The following is a 25,096-nucleotide window of genomic DNA, read 5'->3' as shown; positions in this document are numbered from 1 at the left end:
CGCCAAGTTGCAATCAGTATCATCCCGATCCCGCGGACGGTCAGCACGCCAGCGTTCCGGGTCATGCTGCCATGCACCGACCACGCACGTACCGCCTTCCCAAAGTCGGACAACCAGGTCAACCTAGGCGCCCTGTAACAAGGGTGCGTCCTTCTAGGCGAGAAGCAGCAGCGCGGTGACGCACCCCAGGTGTGGAAGGACGCGCTCGACCAGGCAGCGCTCTACCCGTAGTCCGATGCAAAAGGGAAAGCCAAGTGGCGAGCACGGACCTCCTCGTCGCCGCCAAGTCACCCGCACTTTTGTGCGGGTGGTAGCCGATTGCGTGCCAGAGCGTCTCCCCGCCGGCAGGCTGTCCACACAGCCACCGTTGAGGAGGAGCGATGCCGAAGGATCCCAGGCAGTCCATGGAGGCCCTGGCCGAAATCCTTGCAACGGACGCCAACCGATTGCGAGCGATGAGCCTTCAGGACCTCGACGCACTTTGCCTCCGCCGACGGGGGTGCCCCGTCGCGCGCGTTGTCCGAGAGGCCGAGTCAGCGATCCAGCGTGGACAAGAGCTCGGACACGGGGACGTCGAGAACGCGAGAGACCGTCGCAAGGTCCTGAACCGTCCATCGCGTCCGCCCCCGGAGCCGCATTGAGAGGGAGGGTTGCGTGATCCCGAGCGCCGTCGCCAACGCTTCCTGCTTGACGTCTCGTCGGGCCATCCACGCCCTGACCTCTCGGGACACCAGCAGCGTCAGCTCTTCGACCTCATCTCTGGCCACGCGCCAAGGATAGGGGGTCAAGGGAGACAGAGGCTCTATCCCAGAGCCCAGCACTTCGCCTCAGTTGTCCACAGTGTCACGTCCAGACTCTAGCCTTGAATCAAGGTTTCACTCTATATCTCAGTGTTCCAATCTCTAGATGGAGGGGTCATGAGATCCACGAATGCAACCAACAACGCCGCAAAGGCTCTCCGGCAGGCTCTTCAGGCCACACCGCCATTGCGGTGGCCTAGCTCCGAACGCGACAGCCTCTGGCTGGTCGTCCAGGATGCAATCTGCACACGCGGCCGCGCTCTTGCCTGTCCCATGGGATCACTGACACCGCAGGAGGTCGGAGGAGAGGACGCCCGACACGACGAACTCCTGGCTGCCATGTCATGGCTCGTTGAGCACGAGCCTCAGGCGCGCGAGTTGGACATGGTTGAGCTCTTCCGCATGCTTCGCGGTGTCGCCGTTCGCGGCAAGCACGGGTCGGCAAGAAGGGCGCAGGAGGATGCACTTCACGGGATGACAGGGGTCGTCGCCGGCGAGCCCGTCACCTTCGTTGAGGACGAGGTCGCGTGATGATGACTTTCGAAGCCTGGTGCCGACGCCAGGACATCTGGGATCCCCTATGCCCGAGCCATATTCAGGCCGCGTTTGAAGTGCTCGTGTCACGCATCGACGCCGCCAAGGCTGCTGGAGCCGGAGATCCCATGTTGACGGTTTCGACGAGCAAGGCCGGCCCCAACTCGCGGGCCGTGACCCACCAGATGCTCGAGGCGCTGGGCTACTCCCCCGCCCAACGGCGGATCGTGCACAGGCTCATGGCCGGATCGACGTCGGGGTGGGCGGGTCTCCTCCTGCTATTCGCGACGGACACTGACTTAACCTCACGGGAACGCTCCTACGTGCTGCGGCAGGCACGGCAGTTGGCTGCGCTTCGTGTGTCCGTTCCCGCTGGCGGATGAGGGACGTCCTACGCCCGACAACCGGCCGTTCGTGTATCCGGTCCCGGCTAGTCCGACCATGACCAACTCTCCCCTCTTGGTAGTCGCAGCAATCGTCACCTCTCTGCTGGGCGCCACGGGCGGCGTGGCCCTTGTGGGCGTCAGCAGCGAGATCTCGTCGCAGCGCGGCACCTTGGCCGGATCACTCTGTTCAACCACCGGCTCGATCCCCGGACTCTCAGCTGCTGCCGCAGCCAACGCGCGAGTGGTGGCCGCAACCGCCGCGGCCCGCGGCGGTCATGATGCAGTTGTCATCGCGCTCATGACGGGACTTGCAGAGTCAGGGCTACGGGTCCTGGCCAACCCGAACGACCCAGACGGCGCGGTATACGCGCATGACGGAGTGGGTTCAGACCATGACTCTCTGGGGATCTTCCAGCAGCGCCCAACCTGGGGCCGCGCGGGAGCGAGGATGGACCCGACCGCGTCAACCAACCTCTTTCTCGATCGGCTTCTCGCGCAGCGCAACTGGCAGCGCCGCCTCCCTTGGGAGGTGGCGCAGGCAGTTCAGGCGTCAGCCTTCGCCGACGGCTCGAACTATCGCGCCCAGCTCACCCTCGCACGCCGCATTGCCGACAACGTCGAGCTCGATGCGAGGAGCGTGGACTGTGGTGGCTCAGCTATCGGCATCCCAGCCACAGGCAGCCTCGGAGCCCACGGGCTCCCGAAGGACTATGCGATCCCTCCCGGCACCTCCGCGGACGCTGCTGCGGCCGTGGCCTTCGCCCTCAACGAGCTTGGAAAGCCCTACGTCTTTGGGGCGAACGGACCCGCGGCATATGACTGCTCAAGTCTCATGGTCGCAGCGTGGGCTGAGGGTGGGCGCCATCTGACGCGAACCACGTACACACAGGTGCACGAGGGCACACCAGTCACCGAGGGCCGGCTGTCCCCCGGCGACCTCGTCCTCATCCCTGGCTCGGACGGAACCATCAGCGCCCCTGGCCATGTGGGCATGTACATCGGGCGGGGGTTGGTGGTCCAGGCACCGAAGACCGGCGACGTCGTGAAGGTCGTTACGTACGCGTCCATGACGAGTCGCGGCGTCTCAGGGTTGCGGCACATCGCCTGATCGACTCGACACATCTCCACCCGCCCATGGTGTACCCGCCCTGCGGTTACCCCTTCGGCAGAGATCTACCACGTCGGTCACGACAGCGAAGGACGACCATGTTCCCCTACATCGACATCAAGCCGAACCGCTCTGGACTGCCGGGCATTGCCGCCCTCGAGAACATCGTGGGCGCGCTCCTGACCTTTGGGTTGGTGGCTTCCGTCGCAGGAATCGCAGTCTCCGCGATCGCCTGGGCGATCGGAGCCCACTCGGGAAACCCGCACGTCGCAGGCAAGGGCAAGTCCGGCGTTCTCGTCGCGCTCGCCGCTTCCTTCCTCGTCGGCGGCGCCACCTTCCTGGTGAACTTCTTCAACGCACAGGGCAGCCACCTCTCATGACTCCTCGGCTCCCCTTCCACCGGTACCGCCGCGTCGCGCTAGTTGGACTGCTCGCCATCACAACCCTGCTTGCGGCAGGCGGCCTGCTCGTTTCGGGCCGCTCGTCCCCACAGCCCCCTTCGGAGGTGCGCGCCCAGCCAGCGCCGGGCGCGGCTCGGCAAGACCCCGCAACTCCCCCGACCGCGCCCCGTGCGGAGTCTGACCTGGACACCGCCCTGGCACGGATTGCCTTGGTGGATCCGCTCCCCGCCGCGACGTCGTCCGCATATCCCCCCGTCTCCGACGCAGCGCGGCTGCAGCCGGACCTCTACGCCACCGCTTTCGTTCAGCGCCTCTTGACGCAGGACTATCGGCGTCCCCGCGACGAGTGTCTTCGCTGGATCCAGTCCGAGGCAGCCACCACGAGTGAGCCCCTTGTCGTCGGACTCGTGCCTCCGGCCCTCCGCTCGCGGCTTGCGGTGGCATCGGTCCAGGACGACGTCAACGGTCACRCACCGATCCCATCCGCCGACAACTGGGTGTCGCTGGCCAAGCGCGGCGCGATTTCGACTGCCTCGATCGTCAAAGTGTCGGAACCATACGGGTGGAGCGTGGCGGTGGCCAACAACGAAATCACGGATCCAGGCATTACCGCACGTCAGGTAGACGCGGAGGTCACCGTTAAGCAAAGAGCCGGCGAGACCGCGACGTACAGCGTGAGCGTCCTGCTCAACCTCGAGGGTCCCCCAACCCGTGCCACATACGGCTTCGTCACGTTGGTCAATTACACGTCCACTCGGGTGGGCTGACCGTGAGCTGCACCGGCCCAAACGCCCTCAACCCCGCTTGTCGAGTCAAGGACCTCGCCGAACAGGCGAGCAATGACGCCTTCGCCAACATCGCCGCTTGGTTCAGCAAGGCGGCGAATGAGGCGACGAACTGGCTGTGGAAAGAGATCGATACCGCGACCACAGTCGACTTGGATTCCACCCACCTTCGGACGGATTTCATGGCCACCTCAGCCATCGCAGTCGTCCTCAGCCTGGCTCTCTTCCTCACCCAGATCATCACGTCGGTCCTACGCCGCGAACCCGGTGGGCTCGGTCGCGCCCTGCATGGCTTGTTCATCTCCTTGGTGGCGTCCGCATTCGCCCTCAGTGCGACCCGCGTGCTTCTGGCCGCAGTCGACTCCTTGAGCGAAGGCGTTGTCCGTTACGCCATGGACACCAACGCTTCTGGCCTCGGGAGTCGGCTCGCGATAGCCAACTTGTCCAGCATCAACAATCCGGCACTCGTTCTCCTCGTCTCGCTTGTCGTGCTTGCTGCGGTGGTCGTTGTCTGGGGCGCAATGATGGTCCGAAAGATGATGATCATCATCGCGGCCGTGCTCACGCCATTGGCATTCTCGGGGGCGACAGCCGACATCACTCGCGGCTGGGTGCGCAAATGGATCGAGTTCATGGCGGCCATGATTGCCTCGAAGCTGCTGCTCGTCGTGATCCTGATGATCGGCGTATCCGTCACTGAAGGGGCGGGCCTGGTCTCGCATTCGGGCGCGGGCCAAGAACTGACCCAGGTAGCCACGGGTGCGCTGATCTTGCTCATGGGTGGCTTTGCTCCCTGGGTGGCGATCAAAATGTTCCACTTCGCCGGCGACAGCCTTCACTCCGCCCACGCCGTCGCCGCCCAAGCTCCAAGCGGGGCACGCGTGGCCCTTGCGGCCCCTCAAAAGGCCAACAACCTGCACACCCAGGCGCACCAGACGGCCAGCAAGTTCCAGAAACCTCCCGTCACATCCAACAGATCACAGGGTGATGTTCCGCTGACCGAAAGGGGGCGCCCTCCGGCAACAGTCGGCTCCAGCGGCAGTCAGGGCATCCAGCTCGCCAAGGAGGCAACGACGGGGCCGGGGGCAGCCAACCCCGTGCTCTCGACCGCTGCAGTCGCCACCGGTGCCGCGATGGGGGCAAAAGGCGCAACGAACAAAGCAATCAACAGCGCCCAGAACGCCACCCCCAACGACCCAACCCACTGGCCCGACCGTCCCAAGCCTTAGTGACCGCCAATCTCAGGAGAGACCGTGACTGACATTGCTTCCTCATCGACGAGATCCGTGCGCTTTGGACGCCTCCCATCCCGAGGGCTCTTTCTCGGCTTCTCAGGCATCCGAATTACCTGCATCGCCAGCAGTGCGCTGGTGTTCGTGCCCTCGCTGCTGATCGGCGGGTTCCTCGGGCTCCTATCCACCGCGACCGTTTGGGTGACCCTGCTTGGGGCGGCCTTCGTTCCGTGGGCCGGACGGCCTGCGGCCGAGACGGCCCCCACAGCTGCCCACTTCTTGACGCGGCGCCTCGAGCGTCAGACGACGTATGCCGCGCGGCCAGGAGCGCCGCGCCCCGCCGGGACCCTTGCCCTCCCGGGCGACGCCGCTGCTCTGCGCTGGTGGGAAGACCCGGTAAGCGGTGCCGCCATGGTGCACGACCCGCACGAGCGCACGCTGACTGCGGTGGCGCAGGTGACCCACCCGGCATACGTCCTCCTCTCCCCGGACGAGCAGGCTCATCGGGTGCACGGCTGGGGCCGCGCCCTCGGTGGCTTGGCATCCTCGGGATCTTGCGCACGCATCCAGGTTCTCGAGACCACCCGGCCGGACAGCGGCAAGGGCCTGCGCGACTGGTGGGTAAGCCACCGAATCGACGGCCGCTCCAGCTGGGCCGTCGCGCAGTACGACGAACTGATGACGACGAAGGCGCCGGCCGCGTCAACGCACCGCACCCTGGTCGCAATCTCGTTGGACATGAAGCGAGCCGGTAAAGCAGTGAGGGATGCTGGCCGGGGCGTTAAGGGCGCAGCCGCTGTGCTCGCCCAGGACATGAACGCCTTCGAATCGAGCCTTCGGGCAGCGGAGCTGAAGCTGGCCGGGTGGCTGGATCCCTCGGAACTGGCAGGGGTGCTCCGCAGCGCGTACGACCCCTCCGGTTGGGATGCCGTCGCATGCACCGAGGTCGGAAGGAATCCGTCGACGGCGGGGCCGATCGCGGTCGAAGAGCACTGGGACCACCTCCGTCACGACACCGGATATTCGGCCGTCCTTTGGATCAGCGAGTGGCCGCGAATCGACGTGCCGCCCCACTTCCTCCACGCAATGGTCTTCGCGCCGGGAGTTCGCAAGACCATCTCCCTCACGGCGACTCCACTGTCGACTGCCGCAGCTCTGCGTGACATCCGCAAGGCAAAGGTCGAGTACGCCACTGACTCGGCCCAGAAGGCGCGAGCCGGCTTCATCGAGGACCTTGCCGATGTTCAAGAGCTCGCCGATGTGAACGAGCGCGAGCGGGCCCTCATCAGCGGTCACGCCGACATGAAATTCACCGGCCTGATCGCAGTCACGTCACCCACCAAGGACGAACTCGACGCCGCCGTCGGCCAGGTGCAGCGGGCGGCGACTCAAGCCCTCTGCGAGACCCGACTCCTCGTAGGACAACAGGCTCGAGCGTTCGCAACGGCGGCTCTGCCTCTCGCACGAAAGGTCCACTGAAATGTCCAGTCGACACCGCGTCCACGCGGCGACCTTCTTCACCCCGCCCCGCCATCCACGACGCGAGAGGCGCATTCAGTCTCGCGAGGCACGCGAGATGGAAAAGCAGGCACGGCGGCGCGCTCGTAGCCGCCTCAACAAGTCGGGAAATCGAGCGGACAGGACGAGGCCCGACTTCCTTGGCCGGAACGGCGAGCCGTTCCCCGAGTCATTGCGATCCCACAAGCAGCTCAAGCTGCCCGCGCACCGGGCGACATCTGAGGTCCTAGGGGGCGCCTATCCCTTTCTCGCCGAAGGCGGCCTCGGCAGTGCAGGCACCTTCGTGGGACAGGACGCCTGGTCGGGCGGTGGCTTCTGCTTCGACCCTTGGGTGCTCTACCAGGACGGGACACTAACCAACCCCAATTGCCTGCTGGCCGGGGTGGTAGGTCGGGGGAAGTCCATGCTTGCCAAGTCGCTCGCAACTCGATCGATCGCCACCGGCCGCAAGGTGTACGTGCCAGGCGACCCCAAGGGCGAGTGGACGGTTGTGGCGCAGGCCGTCGGCGGCGTTGCCATCGAACTCGGCACCGGCACCGGCAATCGCCTGAACCCGCTCGACGAAGGGCCCCGCCCTTCAGGCATCCAGGACGCGGGCTGGCGCGCACTCGTGGCAACACGTCGTCGGGCCCTCCTAGGCGCGCTTGCCGAATCCGCGCTCAACAGGCCAATGGTGGCCGTCGAGCACACCGCGTTGGACCATGCCCTTCGAACCGTCGTCGATGGCGCCAAGGCCCCCACCCTGCCCGCGGTGGTGGAGGCGCTCTTTGACCCGATGCGGGGTGAGGCTGGTGCCACGGTTGAGCAGCTCCTCACCGACGGTCGTGACGTCGGCCATGCACTGCGTCGGCTGGTCTCAGGCGACCTGGCTGGGCTCTTCGACGGTGAGTCGACCGTCAGGTTTGACCCGAGTCTTCCGATGGTTACTCTCGACCTCTCGCGGATCTCCGGCTCCGACCAGCTCATCGCCATGGTGATGGCCTGCGCGTCCGCATGGATGGAAGCCGCACTGTCAGACCCTCTCGGCGGCCAGCGCTGGGTCATCTACGACGAAGCCTGGCGACTCATCAGGCAGCCCGCGCTGCTGAGCCGGATGCAGTCGCAGTGGAAGCTTTCGCGGGGCCTTGGCATCGCCAACCTCATGATCATCCACCGACTCTCCGACCTCGAAGCCGTCGGCAGCGAGGGCTCTGAGTCGCGAGCTCTAGCCCGCGGCCTCCTTGCCGATTGCTCGACCAAGATCGTCTACCAGCAGGAGACCTCGGAGGCGCCACGGACAGCATCGGTCCTTGGCCTATCGGTGACAGAGCGCGACGAGCTGCCCGAACTTCAACGAGGAGAAGGACTCTGGCGAGTCGGCCAGAGAGCCTTCGTGATTCGTCATCTCGTCACCGAGGGCGAGTTGGAGCTCTTCGACACAAGTTCTCGGATGGCGCGAAGCATGCCCGAACAGGGACCTCGGTGAGCACCATGTCCACCGCATCGTCACGTCGTGCAAGCTTGGGAAGCCCGGACAGGTTCGCGCTGGCGATCCTGACCGTGGGTGCGCTGGTCGTAGTCCTGTGGCTCGGCGCTGCCCTAAGCGCCGTCATCCTGCACCGTAAGCAACCTTCATTCAGTCTGGAAGCGGTCATTCAGGTGCTCGGCCCAGCGGTTGGACATCCGTCGGCCGCCTGGGGCGACGCCGTCGGTCCTGCAGGGTTGTATTGGACGTGCGTGGGGTTGGTGCTCGCCGTCCTTGCCGTTGTGATCATGGCGGGATGGGGGCTCCTTCACACGCATGCTGATGGCGAGCAGGATCCGAGCCACGCCGAGGGCCTCGCATCTCGTGCTGAGACAGACAAGGTGACCGGCCGCCGTGCTCTCAAGACCCGCGGTGGGCAGTTGCGGCCCAGCCTGAGTTCGCCCCGCATCGAGGACTTGGGGCATGCACTGGGCGAAGCGCGCGGAGTGACGTGCTTTGCCACCGTTGAGGATTCGATCGTGGTCCTCGGTCCCCCGCGATCGGGAAAGGGGCTGCACCTGGTCATCAACGCGATCCTCGATGCGCCCGGAGGAGTGATCACCACCTCGACGCGACCAGACAACCTCACGGCTTGCCTCGATGCCAGGGCAAAGGTGGGACCCGTCGCCGTTTTCGATCCGCAGGGGCTTGCGCCCGGCATCGACTCGGCCACCCGATGGTCCCCTGTGCGCGGCTGTGAGGACCCGCACGTGGCCATGGTGAGAGCGAAGGCCCTGACGTCCGGTGCGGCCTCTGGCACTACCGACGCCAACTTCTGGCAGGCCTCCGCAGAGCAGGCCGTGCGGTGTCTCCTCCATGCAGCGGCCTTGGCGCGGTTGGGGGCCGCAGACCTCTACCGCTGGTCCCTCTCTGCGCCTCAGGCGCACGAGGCCGTCATGATCCTGGCGTCGGATCCGCGAGCGGCCACCTCTTGGCACCAGGCACTGGAATCGATCGTGACCGCGGACCAACGACAGCGAGATTCCGTCTGGGCCATGGTCTCGATCACGTTCTCCTCACTTGCGGACCCTCGCGTGCTCAACGCGCTCACCCCAGGCCCCGGCGAGCAGTTCGACCCCGAAGTCTTCCTGCGCAGGCGTGGCACCGTCTTCCTGGTCGGGACCTCGACGGGTGCGTCCGCGACGGCGGGGATCGTCGGCGCCTTCGTCGAAGACGTGGCCGAGGTGGCAAGACGAATGGCAGCACGCTCCGCGGGAGCGCGGATCGACCCGCCTCTGTCCATGGTCCTGGACGAGGCCGCCAACTACCCCTTGCCCTCGCTGACCTCRCTGATGTCCGAGGGCGGCGGAACAGGCATCTCCACCACCGTCGTCCTGCAGTCCCTGGCCCAAGCTAGGGCGGTCTGGGGTGAACATGAGGCTGCGGCGATTTGGGACGCCGCCATCCTGAAGGTCATCCTCGGTGGCGGCTCAAATGCGCGAGATCTCGACGACCTCTCTCGCCTCATCGGCCAGCGGGACGAGCGGCAGTTCAGCGAGTCCACCGGAACTGATGGGCGCAGGTCGCGGAGCTCGTCGACGCGACAGGTGCCAATCCTCGACTCCTCTCAACTGAGGATGCTGCCATTCGGCCAGGCCGTCCTCATCTGCCGGTCAGCAAGGCCGATCGTGTTGAGCATGCGCCCTTGGCACGAGCGAGACGACGCCACGGACCTTGAGGCCGCACGCCGGCGACGCGAGACATTGATCCAGCGTGCCAGCAGATCCGACTGAACACGGCCCAGGTCCAGTTCATTGGCCATCACTGTTGCCCGATGTCGCGCCATCTGCGTGGGCTGAGCTACGTGGGTGGGTTGAGGCACTGGCAGACCGCTACGACTTCGACACGAGGACAATCCCCCCGTGCTGGTACCACCACAACTCGATTGTCGAAACACTTTCCGCATTGCACGACTTCGAGCGGACCTCCTTTGACCCCAACGCGTCACCAACAGGATCGATGGACTTTGTTCGTGCCCTGCGAGAGACCGAGCACCGACTCGTCGAGTTGAATGCCAAGACACAGTGCTCGGTCCACGAACACCGGACGCCGCCGACACAGGCGTTGGTCGCGGAGGACGAAGCCTGGTCGGCGTTCGTCGACGCTGACACCAGGAAGCGCTGGACGACTCTGACCGGCGAACTGGTGCCCGGCGACAGCGCTGACTCTGTACCGCTGAACCCGTAGCCCGGTCACAGCGCGGGAACGGCTCGCGCAGCCGCGAAGGGCAGAACGGCCATGAGTCTGCATCCCAACCACCCCAACACAGTTCAGCCTGCGGAGTCGGGAGCGACCTACGACGCTCGGGCCGCCGTGGAGGTGCTGATTCACCTCGCAGTGCGCGCTCACCAGAACGTGGATCGCGCAGACGACGTCGACTACTGGTATCGCCTCGGCCAGAGGAACGCCTACCTCCAGTCCGCTTCACAACTGACGTGCCTGGACCACGACGCCCCTGTCTTGGAGGTGGCCGATCGCCTCGGGCGGGCCCTCGAAGAGGGCTGCACCGATGTCCCGACACTTGCTCGGCTGGCATCGACGGACGCGCCCTGCGGCCCGGACCGGAGGACTCCTGAGCTCGACTGGCTAGGCCCCGGCGCCTTCAAGGCTCGGTATGCCGCGACGCCGGGGACCGATCATGACTACGGGATGCGTTGGGGGCCGCGAAGCGACCAGCGCATCTCCCACCGGAGGGCCGGGGAGAGCGCGCCAACGGGCATTCTCTACGCCTACGACGCAACGTGGGACGAGTACGCGCTCATCGGGCTCGATATCCCCACCGCTTCTGTTGAGGCTGCCTTCCGCCGGGCCCTGGACTCGGACGTCCACATGCCCGCCGCCGAGTTCGCACAACTGGTCACCCAGCAGATTCGTCAGGCGACGCCCACCGGAAGCGCTGGCCCGGAGCTGTGAGCACCGCGGCCCGGTGGGACCTGGAGGTGATACGTCGCTCCCACGCGATCGAACAGGTCGTTGCGGCCTCCGGAGTTGTACTCCGTCGACAGGGAAGCGGCTTCATCGGCTGCTGTCCCTTCCACGAAGACAGCCGGCCGTCTCTATCCGTCGGCGGTATCGCCGATCGATTCCACTGCTTCGGCTGCGGAGCCCACGGCGACGTCATCGCCTTTGTCCAGCAGCTTCACGGCCTCACGTTCGTTCAGGCCGTTGAACGCCTGGAAGGCCAGTCGCCGATGCGACCGACCGCGGCGACGGCTCATCAAGCCGCGTCTGGTTCAACACGACCTGCCTTCGCAACCGGGACAGGTCGAGCTCACGAAGTGAATCGGATGGCGTGGGAGTACTTCACCACCCCCGCCCGCGAGACCCGAGCCACCGACTACCTGGGTGCGCGCGGCATCGATGTCCGTGGGCTCACTCGTCAAGCGGGCGAGCCAGTGGTCGGTCACACGGGGAACCGCTGGACGGGACTCACGACCTTCCTCATCGCCCGCGGAGTCTCCTTCACCGAGCTCGAGGAAATGGACCTTTCCCGCCCCACAAGGTCCGGTGGCCGCGTAGACACCTACCGCGACCGACTGGTCGTCCCCGTGCGGTCACGTGAGGGGCACATCGACGGGTTCATCGGGCGCGACACCACAGGCCGAGCCGACTCGCCCAAGTACATCAACCCACGACGCACGCCGGTGTTCGACAAAGGCACGGCGCTGTACACGCCGAGGAGCGGCCAACTGTCCCCCGAGGCGACGGTGGTCATCGTGGAAGGACCACTGGATGCACTGGCGGTCGCCTCGGCGGCCGCCACCCGGCATGCGCAAATGTTTGCTCCCTGCACGGCGAACGGGGTGACCGTGTCCGCCTCACAGGCCAAGGCCGTGGTGTCGTTGCGCCCGTCTCCCCCAGTCATCGCTCTAGACGGCGACCGCGCAGGGCGCGAGGGAACAGACCGCTGGCTCAAGGCCCTGTGCCTCGACGCCGGTAGACCTGCCATGACTGTGCGCCTGCCAGACGGGGTCGATCCGGCGGACTGGCTCTCAGAACGAGGCACCGCCGGGCTCGCAGCATTCGAACCTCGATCCGAAGGTCGCATCGATCCTCGTGAGGTGGGGCCCCGCGTTCCCACTCGGGACCTGGTCAGGATATTGCTCGACGACGACCAGCGCGCTCCTCGGGAGGCGCTCAAGATCCTTGCCGCGATTGCCAAGGACCTCACTGGTCACGACTTGCATGACTTCGTGGCTCAGTCATCGCACGAGATGACCGTCCGGGGCTGGAACCGCGAAGGCACGTTCGGACCGGCTCTCGAGGGCTTCATCAGTGGTAGCCGTGTGCACGGGCAAGCGTGGGGGCTAGCAGCCGTTGCCGACATGAGGCGGCCGCAGTTATCCCCAGATCTATGAGCGGAGGGCGCCACGCACGACCTCGTAGGTCGATGGTCGTTGTCCCAGTCACGTTCTCACCATCACCAAGCAGCAAGGAGATTCGCATGGCCCGTGGTCTGTCATCCCAGCACGATGACGCGCAAGGGACGCCCGTCAACATCGCCCGGGCCTGTGTATACATCGACCTAGCGGCCTGCCAGCTGGAGCGCCGCGCGGGTGAGGACGTGTTCTCGCGTTGGCTCGCGATAGCCGGGCAGTTGCATCTCATCAGGGGCGGTCTAAACCCTTCGATTCGAGCAGCGGCCGAACCGGACGGCGTAGACGTGAGCGAGCATCTCGACAAGGCCCTCGCTCTCTTGGACCCCGGCGAGCGGGCGCAGGGCCGCGAGTTTCGGGATTGGATCGTCGACCTGCAGGCCCTTCGCGCCAAGATCGCCTTGGGGGACGAAGCGCGATGACCGTTACGACGCTCCCTGATCTCATCGCCCGTGCCGAGTCGTTGGCCCGCGGTCTGCGTTTCTCCGACGAGCCCACGACCACCGAGCAATGGAACACATTTGAGGCCACAGCCCATCGGCTCATGCGCGCGCTTGTCGACGCCCCTGTGAACGGCCGTCGACCGGGGGCAGCCGATCCGTTGCGCTCTCGTGAGATTGTGCGCGCTCTCCCGAGGGCAGCCATGTTCAGCGGAGCCCAGACCTCGTACACGGCGAGGGAAGCAGGGGCCCAGCTGGGGATCAGCGGGTCAACTGTCCTGAAACGCGTTCGCCGTTCGGACTTGCCCGCAGTGCTCGATGCTGGCACCTACGTAATCAGGGCCGAAGATCTTTTTGGTGGGTCGGAACTCACACCCGCCAACGCTTCGAGCGCCCACCCACTGGATCGTCTGAGCACGATGTTGGGAACCGCCGGGGACTTGATCCTCCTACACCGGCAGCGCCAAGGCCCCGGCGTCCAAGGCGATCCCCTGAGCAGCGAGGCGCAGGTGGCCCCGGCGATGACCAGAGTCCTGACTTTGACTCTTGCGGCAGCTCGCGACTCCGCATCGCGCCTCCCTTTGGCGACCACCGACCAGGCACTGGCGCTTGCCAAGTATGCGGAGCGCTCCCTCGACCAGCTGAACCAGCTGAACGAGCGAGTCGACAACGACAGTCTCAGCCGCGTCGCAACCTTCATGGCCGAGCCGACGCGCCGCGGTCACAACGGCGGCCTGCAGTCAGTCCTTCGCTCGTGGGCCGAGTCTGCGCACGCCGAGGTCCGACGTGACATTCCCAGTGCGGACTCGCTGCGAGCGATCGCAAACCAGGGCCTTCACGTCTACGCCGTGACCGCGAGGATGCTCGATGCCAGTGAGCCAGGAGCAGTTGATGCTCGTGACTTCCAGGACCTGCTCCGCGAAGCTGCCGAGCACCAACGCCGGCTCCAGGAACAGTGGGGCAATGTGACTACGGCCATGAAGCCACGACGCGAGTTCGCCTTGGCCACACGGGAGTTTCATAGCGCGTTGGAGCGGCTCGACGGGAAAATGGTCGATGCCAAGTCCGACAGCCCCCTCAGGGACGTGGACCGCATAACCGTCGGCTACGAGCTTGCCAATGCCCTCGGCGAGATCGCCGACCTTTCCCACGAAGCTCGGCACCTGCCAGACCTGCTCGCTCAATCGGAGCTGCTCTTCGCCCCCGCCCGAATCCTGCCGAGTACCACAGATCGACTCCGGGCAAGACACCTGGGCCGGTTCGTTCCCGTCCTCGGGACGGAGGCTGAAGACTTGAGGCTGGCCGCCAACTACGCGGCTGACGCGGCAGCCACTGTTCTCCGCAACGTGACTCCCACGTTGCAAGCGACACGCGGCGAGGTGACCCGTTACCTGGTACCGATTTCTCACGGCATCGCGCCCGAACTCTAGCAACGTCTGTTCCCTTGTGGGATCCAGATGTTGTACCCGCCCTGCGGTAGTCCGAGGGAGACCGAAACGCCGCCGAGCGGGGCGGCAGACCAACCTCGTCGCAACGCACTTGGAGCACACGATGATCGACTTGGAGCAGCTGCCAGCGCTGATCTCCGTACCCAAGGCTGCAAAGATCCTCGGGCTGAGTAGAGCGAGCGCTTACCGCTTCGCAGCTGCCGGTGAGTTGCCCACGCGCCATCTTGGTGGTCGCGTATTTGTTGTGACCCACTTGCTCAAGGCATTCATCGAGGGCTCGGAGGCCGCATGAGCCGTCGCACCATCCCGGGCGTCGCCGTATACAAACGTGGCAAAGCCTGGGCCTACCAGGTGGAGCGGGATCGGGCGACGCTCGACGGAAGCCGGAAGCGGTCCTACAAGGGCGGCTTCGCGACAGAGCAGGAAGCCTGGGCCGCGGCCGTAGAGGCCAAGAAGCAACTGGATGCCGGCCGTGCCCCTCATGCCAAGCGAGTCAGAGCCGAGGCCTTCCTGCAGGAGTGGCTGGACTCAGTGCGACCGTCGCTGAAGCCATCGACGTTCGCCAGCTACCGGGACATGGTCGAGGATTACGTGGCGCCCACCATCGGCCAACGATGGTTGGGCGACGTAACCGTCCAGGTCCTCAACGCCTTCTACCGTCACTTGAGTGAGAGCGGTCGCAAGCGCGAGGACGCGAGTCTTCGGGTCTACCAGTACTGGTCGGCCCGCTTGGACGAGCGGGGTGGCCTTGGTCCTCGTCCGACCGAGATCGCCGAAAGATGTGGTGTATCTCGAGATGCAGCGCGGTCCGCGCTCATGCGGTTTCGTCGCGGCAGGGTCCCTACGGACAGAGGTAGTGGCCTGGCGCCAAAGACCGTTCGCAACATTCACAGGATGCTCCACCGAGCCTTCAACGACGCGGTGGCCTGGGGGTACCTAACGGCGAACCCCACGCAGCACGCTGTGCTCCCGCGGCCGACCCCTCAGATTCAGCGCACGGCCGCGCCATGGACCACCGAAGAACTCGCCGCGTGGCTCCGCGTCGCCATCCAGGACCGGTATGCCGGGCTGTGGGTCTTGGCCGCCACCACCGGGATGCGTCGATCCGAGCTTGCCGGGATCCGTCGACGTTGGCTTGACCTCGAGGAAGGGACGCTCGTCGTGGCCGACACCCGTGTCGTGGTGGACGGACGAGCTGCCGACTCGGACGGCAAGACGGCGGCCGCACGGCGCACCCTGTCTCTCGACGACTTCACCATCAAGCATTTGCGGTCACACAACGACATGATTGACGCCGAACGCGAGGCCTTCGGTGCCGGCTTTACGGAACACGACTTCCTGGCTGTTCGGCCCGATGGGGTGCGGCTCCATCCAGACACCCTGACGCGACGCTTCAACCGTCTCGTGGATCACGCCGGTGTCCCTCGGATCAGGCTGCACGACGTACGGCATACCTACGCGACTCTCGCGATGGACGCCGGCGTTGACCCGAAGATGCTCAGCGATCGGATGGGCCACGCCAACACCTCGATCACGCTGCAGATCTACACCCACCGATCGGTCGGCAAGGACCGTGACCTCGCCCGTTCCGTGAGCGCTGTCATTGAGCGGGCATTGGATCCGTAACGTGGCGGCGGAGGCGGACCCTTGCGATTCGCGACCCTGTGTATCGTCGGCGCCGCCTGCGCAGTCAGCACACCACACACCTCTAGGGTGGGATGGCATCCGGACCAATCAGGAGCGTCCATGACTGACACTGCGCAGCGAAGTGCGACCATCCCTCGGCAGCGCCGCGCGAGTGCGTCCAGCCGCGTCTTCGCCGGTGCGCAGCGCGCGGATCAGGCTGCAGAAACCATTCCCGTGGCTGGCCGCCGACTGACGCCGACCCCTGTGTTCGACACGTACTGGCGCTTCGCTGCCGAACGGCATGCCGTTTACCAGGCCCGAGCCCGCGGCGACGCCGGACCATGGACCAACGACAAGGTGATCTCCGGGCACCGATTCACCAACTGCTACCGGGCCGCGGACCGCGTCAGTCAGTACCTCATCTCCCACGTGGCGTACCCCACCGACACCGACGACCCGACCGACATCATGTTCCGAATCCTGCTGTTCAAGATGTTCAACAAGGTCCAGACATGGCAGGCGCTGTGCGAAGCGCTTGGCCAGACCCCCACAGCGTCTGAGTTCGACGTCGATGTGTATGACCGCATCCTGGGCGCCCGCATCAACGCCGGCACCCGCCTGTATTCGGCCGCGTACATCGTCCCGCCGCCACCGTTCGGTGCGGTCCGCAAGCACACGAACCACCTCCGTCTGCTCGCGCACATCCTCCACCAGCGGGTCCCCGAACAGCTGCAGCAGGCGCCGTCGATGAGCACGGCGTACGAGATCCTGGCCGGCCTGCCTGGCATCGGCCCGTTCTTGGCGTATCAGTTCCTCATCGACCTTAACTACTCGGCCGCGCTGTCGTTCGACGAGATGGACTTCGTCGTCCCGGGTCCCGGTGCGCGCGACGGCATCCGCAAGTGCTTCGGTGACGCCGCCAGGGGCATCGAGGCCGACGTCATCTCCTACATGGCCAGCCACCAGGAAGAGCACTTCACCCGGCTCGGGTTGCGGTTCGACGGCCTGTACGGGCGCCCCCTGCAGCTCGTCGACGCTCAGAACCTGTTCTGCGAGGTCGACAAGTACGCGCGCGTCGTCCACCCCGACCATGCCGGACACTCCGGCCGGACCCGGATCAAGCAGAAGTTCACGGCAGACCCGTCACGGGTGCAGGCGTGGTTCCCGCCCAAGTGGGGCCTGAACGACAAGGTCGGCCGTCCCGCACTGGCCGGCTGAGAATCGTCCCCGGGGGCCGACGACCCATCAGACGTCCAGGGCGAACCCGTCCAGAAGGGGACTGATGTGCTTGCCGGCCAGGTCCAGGTGCGCCCGGCCCGTCACGACGGTGAGCCGGCCAGGTGTGACCTCCACCTGTGAGGCGACGAACGACATCATCTGAGCCAGGCCCAGGTAGTTTCCGTACCCCTTGGTGAACAGGAACTCGTACCGGTACTGGGCCAGCAGGTGCACCTGGTCGTCGATGAGCTGGAAGCTGAGCCCGGTCAGGCACGGGAAGCCCCGGTACTGGTGGTCGGTGCCCGGAACCTGCGTGGCCAGGTACGCCACGGCGTCGCCGGGCTCGTGCACCGTCGCCTCGTATGCGGCGCTCATCACACCCCCGTGTCCCGGCTCCCGGTGCCCACGCTGCAGCCGCATCCGCTTCACGACTTCAGCAAGCTGGTCCACCGGCTCGCCCGCTGACGGGTACTGCACGAGTCGGCCGAAGTAAGTCCCCGACGCGTTGTCCGAGTCCAGCTTCCGAAGTCGCGGGTAGATGGCGCGGTACCGGCGTCCGAGGTGCTCGGCATCGGTCGACGTGGCCGCCATCGCCGCAGGGAACACCGTGTTGGCCACCTCCACCACTGGTGGCTTGTTGTGCGCGGCCAGCAACCGGTCCAGCCCCGCTCGCAGGGCGGGGTCCTCGCGGGTGGGGTCGGTCATCGTCGTGACCGTGTGGAACGACTTGCGCTCTGGGCAGCCCAGCAGTGCACGCACCGTCTTGGCCCACCCTTCGCTCAGGCTGGCGCTGGTCGTGATGACGGGAGGGTTCATCCAAGACTCCTGCCCTGCTCCAGTCCCGATGGACGCGACGAGACACGCACCAGCACCGTTCCGGCCTCTGGCACGCTCAAGGCCACCGGCGCCGGTAGGGGCCGGTCCTCACCCAGCGCCTCGTCCTCGTCTTGGTCCTGCCACGAGCCTTGGACGTCGAAGGCCACTGACGCCCCAGAACCCACGGCCATCCCCTCCCCCGCGACGGGCACCAGCCACCGCGGCCACCCGTTCACCCCCTCTGTTCCAGCCGTCGCTGCGGGCGGCGCAGGAAATACCAATCTGTCCCCCTCCTTGACCACCAGCGTTACCCGGTCGTACGACGGCCCCACCATGAACACGTCGCTACGGCCACTGACCGGCGCATCAAACCCCGCACCGGCGCGAGCCTTCAGCCGCCCGGGCTGAACGGACGCCCACGCCTTCGTCGTCGTCGGCGACACCTGCCGCACCGCCGGAAGGTGCCGCACCAGCGTCCGGTACGGCACACCCATCAACAGCGAAACCTGGTACGCCTGCTCAGGCGAGCTCAACCGCGGCGCACCACCCGTCACCAGGCCCACAGCAGCCTGCACCGCCCTCGGTGGCATGAGGAACCAGGTCGCGAACGACTCCGCCAGCTTCTCCTGGTCGGTCCACCGACCACGCCGCCCGGAGCCACCGATCCCACCCACGATGTGCTCATCGTCCAGGCTCGTGTCGTGCCCGAACCAGTGATGGCCGAGCTCGTGCGCCACCGTCATCCGGCGCGCCGCGAACGGGATGCCGTTGTTCACCAGCACCCCGACCGGGGCGCCCGGCTCCTTCAGGTACGCACCGAACAGCGCCCCCATCGGCCGCCACATCAGGTGCCGAACCCCCGATACCGCTAGCGCCGCAACCACGTCCACGAACGGGTCCCGACGACTCACACCCAAGTCGCCGTGCGCCTGAGCGGCCGCGACCATCGCGGCCGACTGCGCCTGCCGCCACGTCATCGCCGCCGGCCGGGCCGCGGCACGCGGGACCCCCCGCGGGCGCGGATGCCCTCCCCCTTCCTGCTCCCCCTCCAGGCTCACTGCTGCTCGACCCCCAGCCGGCCGTTGAACTTCAGGAACTGCGCGTACCGCATCAGCTCGGCGATGTCCTGGTCGGTCAGGTCGCCCACCGCCCTCGCGAGCGCGCTGATGGCGTCCAGCGACCCGTCGTCACCGCCGGGCTGCTCCCCGAGCAGGGCYGCGACGGGGTACTTGTACAGCTTGGAGAACTTGCGCAGCTCCAGGCTGTCGACCTTGCGTCGCCCGTGCTCGATCTCGGAGATGGCTGAGCGGGTGATGCCGGTGACCTGCGCAACTTGCTGCTGCGACAGGCCCAGGTACTCCCTGATTTCCTTGAGCCTGGCACCCAGGCGTGCCCACTCCTGCGCCTCCGAGCTCACGCCAGCGCTCCCCCGGCCACAGACCCCTGCTGGGTGGCCTGCGCGACGGCGTCCGCCATCGCCTGGGCGAATGCGCGCACCGACCGCATTGCCTCCCCGTTGGCTGGGCTCGCCTCCAGGCGCGCCCCCACGATCTCCTCGACCCGGACCAGGACCTCGACCGCCAGCAAGGAGTCGACCGGCATGTCCGCCCCACCGGCCACCAGCTCACGCTCAAGCTCAGCGGGCGTGCAGCCACGCTCCTGCGCGAGGAGCTCGATGATGACCTTCTCGATGTCCCTCGTGTCCACGAGCGCCTCCGTGACCAGAATCTGTGTTGGCATTGCCGACCGTCTTGTCGGATGATACAACAGCAACTGGTTATCCGACAACGTGTCGGAATACCCGAAGGAGGGGACCATGGACCTGCGGGACTTCCAGGCCAAGGCGCTCGGCACCGACCAGCGCGACCGCACCGAGAGCGACGAGGCGCTCGTCGTGCACCTGCTCGGCTTGGCCGGGGAGGCCGGGTCGGTGGCCAGCGAGTACAAGAAGCACCTGCGCGACGGGGCAGCGCACGCGTTCTGGAAGGCCCGGATGCGTGAGGAGCTCGGCGACGTGCTCTGGTACGTCGCCGCTGTAGCCAACCACCTGGACCTGGACCTGAACGAGATCGCTACCGCGAATCTGGAGAAGGCCAAGGGACGTTGGCAGCTCACCCCCTGCGACCAGCTCGACGGCGACTTCCCGACCGGTGAGCAGCTCCCACGCCGGGGCGTCGTCGACCTCGTCACGGCCCACCGCGATGACGGCAGCGAGGTCGTACGGATGATGTTCCAAGGTGCCCAGATCGGCGACGACCTCACTGACGCCTCCCCCATCGACGACGGCTACCGCTTCCACGACGTGTTCCACCTCGGCCACGCAGCGCTGCTCGGCTGGTCACCGGTGACCCGTGCCCTGATGGGCCGCAAGCGCCGCAGCAACCCCACGGTCGACGAGCAGCAGGACGGCGGCCGGGCAGTCGCCATTGAGGAAGGCCTGTCCGCGGCCGTGTTCGCCTACGCGGCGCAGCACGACTACCTCGACGGCGTCACACGGCTCGACCAGTCCCTGCTGCTCCAGGTCGACCAGCTCACCGGGCAGATGGAGGTCGGCGTCCGCACCCCCGCCCAGTGGGAGCACACCATCCTCACCGCGTTCACCGTATGGCGCCGCGTCCGGTCAGCCGGTCAGGGCCGGATCGTGTTCGACGCTGACGCCGGCACCTTTGAGTTCGAGCAGGCACCTGCGCTTCCCGACCCGCGGTAGCCGCAGCCGCTCGGCTTCCGAGCCTAGGACCCGCCGTGGCGCGTCGGACTCCTCGCCGACGAACCGCTTTGGTCCACCGCGAGACGCATTGAGACACATGGACCGCATGTCCTCGCTGGCTACACTTTTGGCTACACGCAGGCGTAAACGACGAAAGCAAGAGGCCCCTTCCAGATTGGAAGGGGCCTCTGACCTGCTACTTCTTAAGTAGCGGGGGCAGGATTTGAACCTGCGACCTCCGGGTTATGAGCCCGGCGAGCTACCGAGCTGCTCCACCCCGCGTCGGTAGACACCACCTTACGTGAACCCCTGCGCCCGAACCAAATCGGTGGGGCGCAGGGCTTTCGCACCAGTCAGCCGACGGACGTCACCGCCCCCACGTCACGGCGTGGACGTCGTGGTCGGCGTCGCCGTCGGAGTGGCGGTCGTGGTCGGCGAAGGCGTCACCGTCACCGAACCACCCTTGGGTGCCGCCGCCACCGCGCGTTGGATGGCTTCGCTGAGCTGCTTCTGAGCCGTGCCGTATGCCGCGAAGTCGCCGGCCTTCAGCGCCTTCTGTCCCGCGTCGTAGGCGGCCTGGATGTCGGCCAGCGCCTTGGCGAGCGCCGCCGAGTCCGCAGCGGGCGGCGTGGTCGGGGTCCCACCAGGGGTCGTCGGCGGGGTCGAGCCCGAGTCTCCGGCCGTGGCGCCGGAGTTGCCGCCGAAGAGACCGTCCAGCGCGCCGTCGAGCGTGTACGCCCAGGCGAGCTTGTCACCGAACGCGACGACCGTGGCCCGCTGGAGCGGGAACGCGGAGTCGCCCTGGGCGCGGACGTAGATCGGCTGGACGTAGAGCAGCCCACCCCCGACGGGCAGCGTGAGCAGGTTGCCCAGCGTGACTCGGGACCCGCTCTGGCGGGCGTTGTTGAGGAACTGGCTCAGGTTGAGGGCCGAGTCCGGCGAGGTGGCGTTGGAGGAGCCGATCTCGTTCTGCACCTGGCCTGGGCCGCTGACCTGGCTGTCCTTGGGCAGCGTGAGCAGGCGCATGGTGCCGTAGTCGGCGCTGCGTTGCCCCTTGGTCGTCCCTGCGTCCGCGTCGACCGAGAGGAAGCCGGTGAGGATCTGTCGGTCACCCACGGGCTTGAACGTCGTGGTGATCGAGAAGCGGGCCTCGTCCTGCTGCGGCATCTTGAGGGTCAGGTAGTACGGCGGCTGCACGACGTTGGCCTCCTGGGCCGGGTCCTCGGGGATCTGCCAGTAGTCCTGGCCGCCGTAGAAGGACGCTGCGTCGGTCACGTGGTACTTCGCCAGCATCTGGCGCTGCACCTTGAACAGGTCCTCGGGGTAGCGCAGGTGCGACATGAGGTCGGCACTGATGTCGCTCATGGGAAGGACGGTGTTGTGGAAGGCCTTGCTCCACGCCTTCAGCAGCGGGTCCTTGTCGTCCCACGCGTAGAGCTTCACCGACCCGTCGTACGCGTCCACCGTCGCCTTGACCGAGTTGCGCATGTAGTTGACCTGGCCACTCCCGATGGTGGTGACGGCACTGGACCGTGCGGTCACGGAGTCGGAGGTCGCGGTGTCGATGTCGGTCAGCCGCGAGTAGGGGTAGTCGGACGAGGTGGTGTAGCCGTCGATGATCCACTGCACCCGGCCGTCGACCACCGCCGGGTAGGGGTTGCCGTCAGGGGTCAGCCACGGGGCGACCCGCTCGACCCGCTGGAGCGGCTCGCGGTGGTCGAGGATCCGGCTCTTGTCGTTGACGGCGTCGGACAGCAGGAGGTTGAGCTCGCGGTACTTGAGTGCGTAGGCGAGCTTGCGCGGCAGCGAACTCAGCTGGACGCCGCCCTTGCCGGTGTACGTGCTGTTCTTCTGCCCGGCAGCGCTGTTGTCGGGGTAGTCGAACTCGCGCGGGCTGCTGCCTGCGGCAGCGCCGACGATGGAGTACGACGGCGACTGCTCGCCGAAGTAGATCCGCGGCTCGAACTTGGGGAGCTCGCCGGCCTGGGGGATGTTGCGCTCGTAGAAGACGGGGGCACCGTCGGCGGTGCGCTGGTTGCCGTACGCGGCGACGAGCCCGAAGCCGTGGGTGTAGACGGTGTGGTCGTTGAGCCAGTTGCGCTGGTTGGCCGGGATGCCGTTCAAGTCGAGCTCGCGCACGGCGAGCACCGTGTCGCGGACCTTGCCCTCGACCGTGTAGCGGTCGACGTCGAGCGCGTCCGGGAACGCGTAGTAGGACTTCACCGACTGCAGCTGCTTGAACGTCGGCGAGACGACGATCGGGTCGACCAGGCGGATGCCGGGGATGGTCTCGGCGTCGTCGCGCAGCTGTCCCTGGGTCGCCTCGGTGGTCGCGGTGTAGCTCTGCGTCTTCACGTCGGCGATCCCGTAGGCGGCGCGGGTGGCCTTGATGTTGCGGTCGATGTAGACCTGCTCGAGGGACTTCTCCGACGGCTTGACCTTGAACCGCTGGTACAGCGCGGGATAGATGCTGCCCACGACGATCGACGTGATGAGCAGCAGTGCCACGCCCACGATCGGCAGCCGCCACGAGCGCGACCAGATCGAGGCGATGAACAGCCCGACGGTCATCAGCGCCGCGATGGCGAGGATGGCCTTGGCCGGCAGGACGGCGTGCGCGTCGGTGTAGCCGATGCCCGTCAGCAGCCGGGAGTCCTTGGTGGACAAGCCGTAACGGTCGAACCAGTAGGTCGCGGCGCGCACCAGGACCAGCCCGGCCACGAGGATGGCCAGGTGGGTGCGGGCGGAGCGCGACGTGCGCTCGGCGCGGGACTGGATCTGCAGGCCGCCGTAGACGTAGTGCGTGAACGCAGCGGCCAGGGTGGCCATCACCAGCGCCATCGTGAGGAAGCCCAGCACGAACTGGATCCACGGGAGGGTGAACACGAAGAACGACAGGTCACGCCCGAACTGCGGGTCCTTGGTGCCGAACGGCACCTGGTTGCGCCACAGCAGGTAGGTCTTCCACTGCCCCGCCGCGCCCGTGCCTGCCAGCAGGCCGAGGATCGCGGGGATCGCGACGATGGCGATCTTGCGCAGCGGCTCGATCGCCTCGCGGTACTGGTCGAGGTTCTGCTGCTGGGCGGTGACCGGAGCGTAGATCGGCCGGGTGCGGTAGGCGACGACCAGGCTCGACGCCACGACTGCCGCCGTGAGCACGAACCCGACGACGAAGAGCAGGATCTTGGTGGTGAGCTCGGTGACGAAGACCTGCTGGAAGCCGACGGAGTCGAACCACAGCACCTCCGTCCACAGCGACGCCATGAGCGACACGACGAAGCCCAGCACCACCAGGACGATGAGGGTCGGCACGAGCGGGCCACGACGCCTGCCGAAGGTCAGCGTGGGAGGCCGGCGGCCACCGGGCCCGGAGCCGGACCCTCTGGGCGTTCCCTCCGGTCGGGAGCCCTCGGCACCCGGCTCGCCCCGGCCGAACCATTCAGAGGAAGAACTCACGCCACGCCCGATCGTCCGTGCGACCGCCCGCGGTGGTCGCCTGCTGTAGTGGGTCCAACTTACCGAGCGCTCCGGGGGTTCCCACGCCAGCCTCGGACACGTCTTGGCACCACCTGTGCACCGACTGGGTATGCCGGATACGGCACCATGGGCGCGTGAGCCAGACCTCCCGCCCCGTCGCCGACCCGCTGTCCATCGCTGCGCTGGACACCGAGCGCCACGTCGCCGCCTCCGGGTGGGACCAGAACCCGCGGCTGTTCGCGCTGGTGCCGACCGCCGAGCTGCTCGAGCGCGAGCCCCACCTGCGCACCCAGATGCGGGGGTCCGACCTGGCCGAGGGCGCGCTCAGCGCGATCGAGCAGGAGGACCTGCCCCGCACCTCGAACCTCGAGAGCCTGCTCGGCGGCATCGCCTGGCCGGACAGCGTCGTGGGGGCGGCCCTCGCGGTCGAACGGATCGTGGTGCCTCCGGAGGCCGAGCGCGACCTCCCGGCCCACCCCGAATCGGCCGTCGACGCGCTCGCCGCGCACCCCGACCGCCAGGACGTGCGGCTGCTCGTGGCCGTGACGCGTGACGGCCAGAGCCGGTGCCTGCTGCGTCAGCGCGCGAACGACAGTGATGACAAGGTCGCGCTCGGCGACGAGATCGCCCCGGGCCTGGTCCACGCGCTCCAGGCGACCCTCCAGGGCTGAGCCGGCCACCCGGCATACCTCGGGGCGGTGGGGTGGCGACCCCTGCGGG

Annotated in this window: 26 protein-coding genes, 1 tRNA gene and 1 pseudogene; 20 read left to right on the top strand and 8 right to left on the bottom strand. The window is 66.8% G+C overall.

The annotated features are described in order from the left end of the window. Positions 1-533: 533 nt before the first annotated feature. Positions 534-767: a helix-turn-helix domain-containing protein gene (locus AC1DX8_RS01490; RefSeq protein WP_477628124.1), complete on the bottom strand. Its 234-nt coding sequence runs from the start codon at positions 765-767 to the stop codon at positions 534-536. Between the two features lie 150 nt (positions 768-917). Here AC1DX8_RS01490 and AC1DX8_RS01485 point away from each other — a divergent pair, with 150 nt between their 5' ends. The 12 genes and pseudogenes from AC1DX8_RS01485 to AC1DX8_RS01430 all read left to right on the top strand — a co-directional run. Then, a complete protein-coding gene (locus AC1DX8_RS01485) occupies positions 918-1,331 on the top strand; it encodes a hypothetical protein (protein WP_477628123.1) in 414 nt (137 codons plus the stop codon). Next, entirely contained in the window at positions 1,331-1,717 is a 387-nt protein-coding gene (locus AC1DX8_RS01480; RefSeq protein ID WP_477628226.1) for a hypothetical protein, read from the top strand. Before AC1DX8_RS01485 ends, AC1DX8_RS01480 begins: the two co-directional genes overlap by 1 nt. A 58-nt stretch (positions 1,718-1,775) precedes the next feature. Continuing rightward, positions 1,776-2,828, top strand: coding sequence for a C40 family peptidase (locus AC1DX8_RS01475; protein ID WP_477628122.1), 1,053 nt, complete (start codon positions 1,776-1,778; stop codon positions 2,826-2,828). Positions 2,829-2,926: 98 nt separating this feature from the next. Then, positions 2,927-3,208, top strand: coding sequence for a DUF6112 family protein (locus tag AC1DX8_RS01470; protein WP_477628121.1), 282 nt, complete (start codon positions 2,927-2,929; stop codon positions 3,206-3,208). Positions 3,209-3,441: 233 nt separating this feature from the next. Beyond that, complete coding sequence (locus AC1DX8_RS01465; RefSeq protein ID WP_477628120.1) at positions 3,442-3,996, top strand: hypothetical protein; 555 nt, start codon at positions 3,442-3,444, stop codon at positions 3,994-3,996. 2 nt (positions 3,997-3,998) lie between these two features. Continuing rightward, the gene (locus AC1DX8_RS01460) at positions 3,999-5,243 is read left to right on the top strand and encodes a hypothetical protein (protein ID WP_477628119.1); all 1,245 of its coding nucleotides are present in this window, start codon (positions 3,999-4,001) and stop codon (positions 5,241-5,243) included. Positions 5,244-5,267: 24 nt separating this feature from the next. Further along, positions 5,268-6,725, top strand: coding sequence for an SCO6880 family protein (locus AC1DX8_RS01455; protein ID WP_477628118.1), 1,458 nt, complete (start codon positions 5,268-5,270; stop codon positions 6,723-6,725). Position 6,726: 1 nt separating this feature from the next. Further along, on the top strand, positions 6,727-8,229 hold the full coding sequence (locus tag AC1DX8_RS01450; RefSeq protein ID WP_477628117.1) for an ATP-binding protein: 1,503 nt from the start codon (positions 6,727-6,729) through the stop codon (positions 8,227-8,229). A gap of 5 nt (positions 8,230-8,234) precedes the next feature. Next, positions 8,235-10,001, top strand: coding sequence for a type IV secretory system conjugative DNA transfer family protein (locus AC1DX8_RS01445; protein WP_477628225.1), 1,767 nt, complete (start codon positions 8,235-8,237; stop codon positions 9,999-10,001). Between the two features lie 172 nt (positions 10,002-10,173). After that, the gene (locus tag AC1DX8_RS01440) at positions 10,174-10,455 is read left to right on the top strand and encodes a hypothetical protein (RefSeq protein WP_477628116.1); all 282 of its coding nucleotides are present in this window, start codon (positions 10,174-10,176) and stop codon (positions 10,453-10,455) included. Positions 10,456-10,506: 51 nt separating this feature from the next. Beyond that, on the top strand, positions 10,507-11,181 hold the full coding sequence (locus tag AC1DX8_RS01435; RefSeq protein WP_477628115.1) for a hypothetical protein: 675 nt from the start codon (positions 10,507-10,509) through the stop codon (positions 11,179-11,181). After that, positions 11,178-11,390, top strand: a pseudogene (locus AC1DX8_RS01430) (CHC2 zinc finger domain-containing protein); the annotation flags it as partial. The gene AC1DX8_RS01435 and the pseudogene AC1DX8_RS01430, both read left to right, overlap by 4 nt. Here AC1DX8_RS01430 and AC1DX8_RS01425 read toward each other — a convergent pair. After that, complete coding sequence (locus AC1DX8_RS01425) at positions 11,325-11,486, bottom strand: hypothetical protein (RefSeq protein ID WP_477628232.1); 162 nt, start codon at positions 11,484-11,486, stop codon at positions 11,325-11,327. The pseudogene AC1DX8_RS01430 and the gene AC1DX8_RS01425 sit on opposite strands and share 66 nt — an antisense overlap. A 69-nt stretch (positions 11,487-11,555) precedes the next feature. Here AC1DX8_RS01425 and AC1DX8_RS01420 point away from each other — a divergent pair, with 69 nt between their 5' ends. From AC1DX8_RS01420 to AC1DX8_RS01395, 6 genes are all read left to right on the top strand, one after another. Continuing rightward, the gene (locus tag AC1DX8_RS01420; protein WP_477628224.1) at positions 11,556-12,626 is read left to right on the top strand and encodes a toprim domain-containing protein; all 1,071 of its coding nucleotides are present in this window, start codon (positions 11,556-11,558) and stop codon (positions 12,624-12,626) included. Between the two features lie 86 nt (positions 12,627-12,712). Beyond that, the gene (locus AC1DX8_RS01415) at positions 12,713-13,066 is read left to right on the top strand and encodes a hypothetical protein (RefSeq protein ID WP_477628114.1); all 354 of its coding nucleotides are present in this window, start codon (positions 12,713-12,715) and stop codon (positions 13,064-13,066) included. After that, entirely contained in the window at positions 13,063-14,514 is a 1,452-nt protein-coding gene (locus tag AC1DX8_RS01410; RefSeq protein ID WP_477628113.1) for a hypothetical protein, read from the top strand. The genes AC1DX8_RS01415 and AC1DX8_RS01410 overlap by 4 nt, the downstream gene beginning before the upstream one ends. A gap of 121 nt (positions 14,515-14,635) precedes the next feature. Then, on the top strand, positions 14,636-14,824 hold the full coding sequence (locus AC1DX8_RS01405) for a helix-turn-helix domain-containing protein (protein WP_477628112.1): 189 nt from the start codon (positions 14,636-14,638) through the stop codon (positions 14,822-14,824). Further along, entirely contained in the window at positions 14,821-16,158 is a 1,338-nt protein-coding gene (locus tag AC1DX8_RS01400) for a tyrosine-type recombinase/integrase (RefSeq protein ID WP_477628111.1), read from the top strand. Before AC1DX8_RS01405 ends, AC1DX8_RS01400 begins: the two co-directional genes overlap by 4 nt. 120 nt (positions 16,159-16,278) lie before the next feature. Continuing rightward, positions 16,279-17,376, top strand: a complete 1,098-nt coding sequence (locus AC1DX8_RS01395) for a nucleotide kinase domain-containing protein (RefSeq protein WP_477628110.1) — start codon at positions 16,279-16,281, stop codon at positions 17,374-17,376. 27 nt (positions 17,377-17,403) lie between these two features. On the opposite strand, the gene AC1DX8_RS01390 is transcribed toward AC1DX8_RS01395, so the two are convergent. The 4 genes from AC1DX8_RS01390 to AC1DX8_RS01375 form a co-directional block, all read right to left on the bottom strand. Further along, positions 17,404-18,192, bottom strand: coding sequence for a thymidylate synthase family protein (locus AC1DX8_RS01390; protein WP_477628109.1), 789 nt, complete (start codon positions 18,190-18,192; stop codon positions 17,404-17,406). Continuing rightward, positions 18,189-19,025, bottom strand: a complete 837-nt coding sequence (locus tag AC1DX8_RS01385; RefSeq protein WP_477628108.1) for an ImmA/IrrE family metallo-endopeptidase — start codon at positions 19,023-19,025, stop codon at positions 18,189-18,191. The genes AC1DX8_RS01390 and AC1DX8_RS01385 overlap by 4 nt, the downstream gene beginning before the upstream one ends. Positions 19,026-19,246: 221 nt before the next feature. Then, positions 19,247-19,609 (bottom strand): helix-turn-helix domain-containing protein, encoded by a 363-nt coding sequence (locus AC1DX8_RS01380; protein ID WP_477628107.1) that lies wholly within the window; start codon positions 19,607-19,609, stop codon positions 19,247-19,249. After that, the gene (locus AC1DX8_RS01375; protein WP_477628106.1) at positions 19,606-19,932 is read right to left on the bottom strand and encodes a hypothetical protein; all 327 of its coding nucleotides are present in this window, start codon (positions 19,930-19,932) and stop codon (positions 19,606-19,608) included. The genes AC1DX8_RS01380 and AC1DX8_RS01375 overlap by 4 nt, the downstream gene beginning before the upstream one ends. A gap of 76 nt (positions 19,933-20,008) precedes the next feature. On the opposite strand from AC1DX8_RS01375, the gene AC1DX8_RS01370 reads away from it, so the two are divergent. Further along, entirely contained in the window at positions 20,009-20,899 is an 891-nt protein-coding gene (locus AC1DX8_RS01370) for a MazG nucleotide pyrophosphohydrolase domain-containing protein (RefSeq protein ID WP_477628105.1), read from the top strand. 208 nt (positions 20,900-21,107) lie between these two features. Here AC1DX8_RS01370 and AC1DX8_RS01365 read toward each other — a convergent pair. Both AC1DX8_RS01365 and AC1DX8_RS01360 read right to left on the bottom strand, forming a co-directional pair. Continuing rightward, positions 21,108-21,181, bottom strand: a tRNA-Met gene (locus tag AC1DX8_RS01365). A 99-nt stretch (positions 21,182-21,280) separates the two neighbouring features. Then, on the bottom strand, positions 21,281-24,211 hold the full coding sequence (locus AC1DX8_RS01360) for a UPF0182 family membrane protein (RefSeq protein WP_477628104.1): 2,931 nt from the start codon (positions 24,209-24,211) through the stop codon (positions 21,281-21,283). A gap of 299 nt (positions 24,212-24,510) precedes the next feature. Here AC1DX8_RS01360 and AC1DX8_RS01355 point away from each other — a divergent pair, with 299 nt between their 5' ends. Continuing rightward, positions 24,511-25,047: a PPA1309 family protein gene (locus AC1DX8_RS01355; protein ID WP_477628103.1), complete on the top strand. Its 537-nt coding sequence runs from the start codon at positions 24,511-24,513 to the stop codon at positions 25,045-25,047. The last annotated feature ends 49 nt before the right edge of the window (positions 25,048-25,096 follow it).

The sequence above is a fragment of the Pedococcus sp. P2_A3 genome (genome assembly GCF_056405035.1).
This window is presented reverse-complemented; position numbering and strand designations above follow the sequence as displayed.

What these genes read in the sequence shown, in the direction of transcription:
- AC1DX8_RS01485 (WP_477628123.1), top strand. Translation starts at nt 918, where the DNA reads ATGAGATCCACGAATGCAACCAACAACGCCGCAAAGGCTCTCCGGCAG.
- AC1DX8_RS01480 (WP_477628226.1), top strand. Translation starts at nt 1,331, where the DNA reads ATGATGACTTTCGAAGCCTGGTGCCGACGCCAGGACATCTGGGATCCC.
- AC1DX8_RS01475 (WP_477628122.1), top strand. Translation starts at nt 1,776, where the DNA reads ATGACCAACTCTCCCCTCTTGGTAGTCGCAGCAATCGTCACCTCTCTG.
- AC1DX8_RS01470 (WP_477628121.1), top strand. Translation starts at nt 2,927, where the DNA reads ATGTTCCCCTACATCGACATCAAGCCGAACCGCTCTGGACTGCCGGGC.
- AC1DX8_RS01450 (WP_477628117.1), top strand. Translation starts at nt 6,727, where the DNA reads ATGTCCAGTCGACACCGCGTCCACGCGGCGACCTTCTTCACCCCGCCC.
- AC1DX8_RS01435 (WP_477628115.1), top strand. Translation starts at nt 10,507, where the DNA reads ATGAGTCTGCATCCCAACCACCCCAACACAGTTCAGCCTGCGGAGTCG.
- AC1DX8_RS01425 (WP_477628232.1), bottom strand. Translation starts at nt 11,486, where the DNA reads ATGAGCCGTCGCCGCGGTCGGTCGCATCGGCGACTGGCCTTCCAGGCG.
- AC1DX8_RS01420 (WP_477628224.1), top strand. Translation starts at nt 11,556, where the DNA reads ATGGCGTGGGAGTACTTCACCACCCCCGCCCGCGAGACCCGAGCCACC.
- AC1DX8_RS01415 (WP_477628114.1), top strand. Translation starts at nt 12,713, where the DNA reads ATGGCCCGTGGTCTGTCATCCCAGCACGATGACGCGCAAGGGACGCCC.
- AC1DX8_RS01410 (WP_477628113.1), top strand. Translation starts at nt 13,063, where the DNA reads ATGACCGTTACGACGCTCCCTGATCTCATCGCCCGTGCCGAGTCGTTG.
- AC1DX8_RS01405 (WP_477628112.1), top strand. Translation starts at nt 14,636, where the DNA reads ATGATCGACTTGGAGCAGCTGCCAGCGCTGATCTCCGTACCCAAGGCT.
- AC1DX8_RS01400 (WP_477628111.1), top strand. Translation starts at nt 14,821, where the DNA reads ATGAGCCGTCGCACCATCCCGGGCGTCGCCGTATACAAACGTGGCAAA.
- AC1DX8_RS01395 (WP_477628110.1), top strand. Translation starts at nt 16,279, where the DNA reads ATGACTGACACTGCGCAGCGAAGTGCGACCATCCCTCGGCAGCGCCGC.
- AC1DX8_RS01390 (WP_477628109.1), bottom strand. Translation starts at nt 18,192, where the DNA reads ATGAACCCTCCCGTCATCACGACCAGCGCCAGCCTGAGCGAAGGGTGG.
- AC1DX8_RS01385 (WP_477628108.1), bottom strand. Translation starts at nt 19,025, where the DNA reads ATGGGGGCGCTGTTCGGTGCGTACCTGAAGGAGCCGGGCGCCCCGGTC.
- AC1DX8_RS01375 (WP_477628106.1), bottom strand. Translation starts at nt 19,932, where the DNA reads ATGCCAACACAGATTCTGGTCACGGAGGCGCTCGTGGACACGAGGGAC.
- AC1DX8_RS01370 (WP_477628105.1), top strand. Translation starts at nt 20,009, where the DNA reads ATGGACCTGCGGGACTTCCAGGCCAAGGCGCTCGGCACCGACCAGCGC.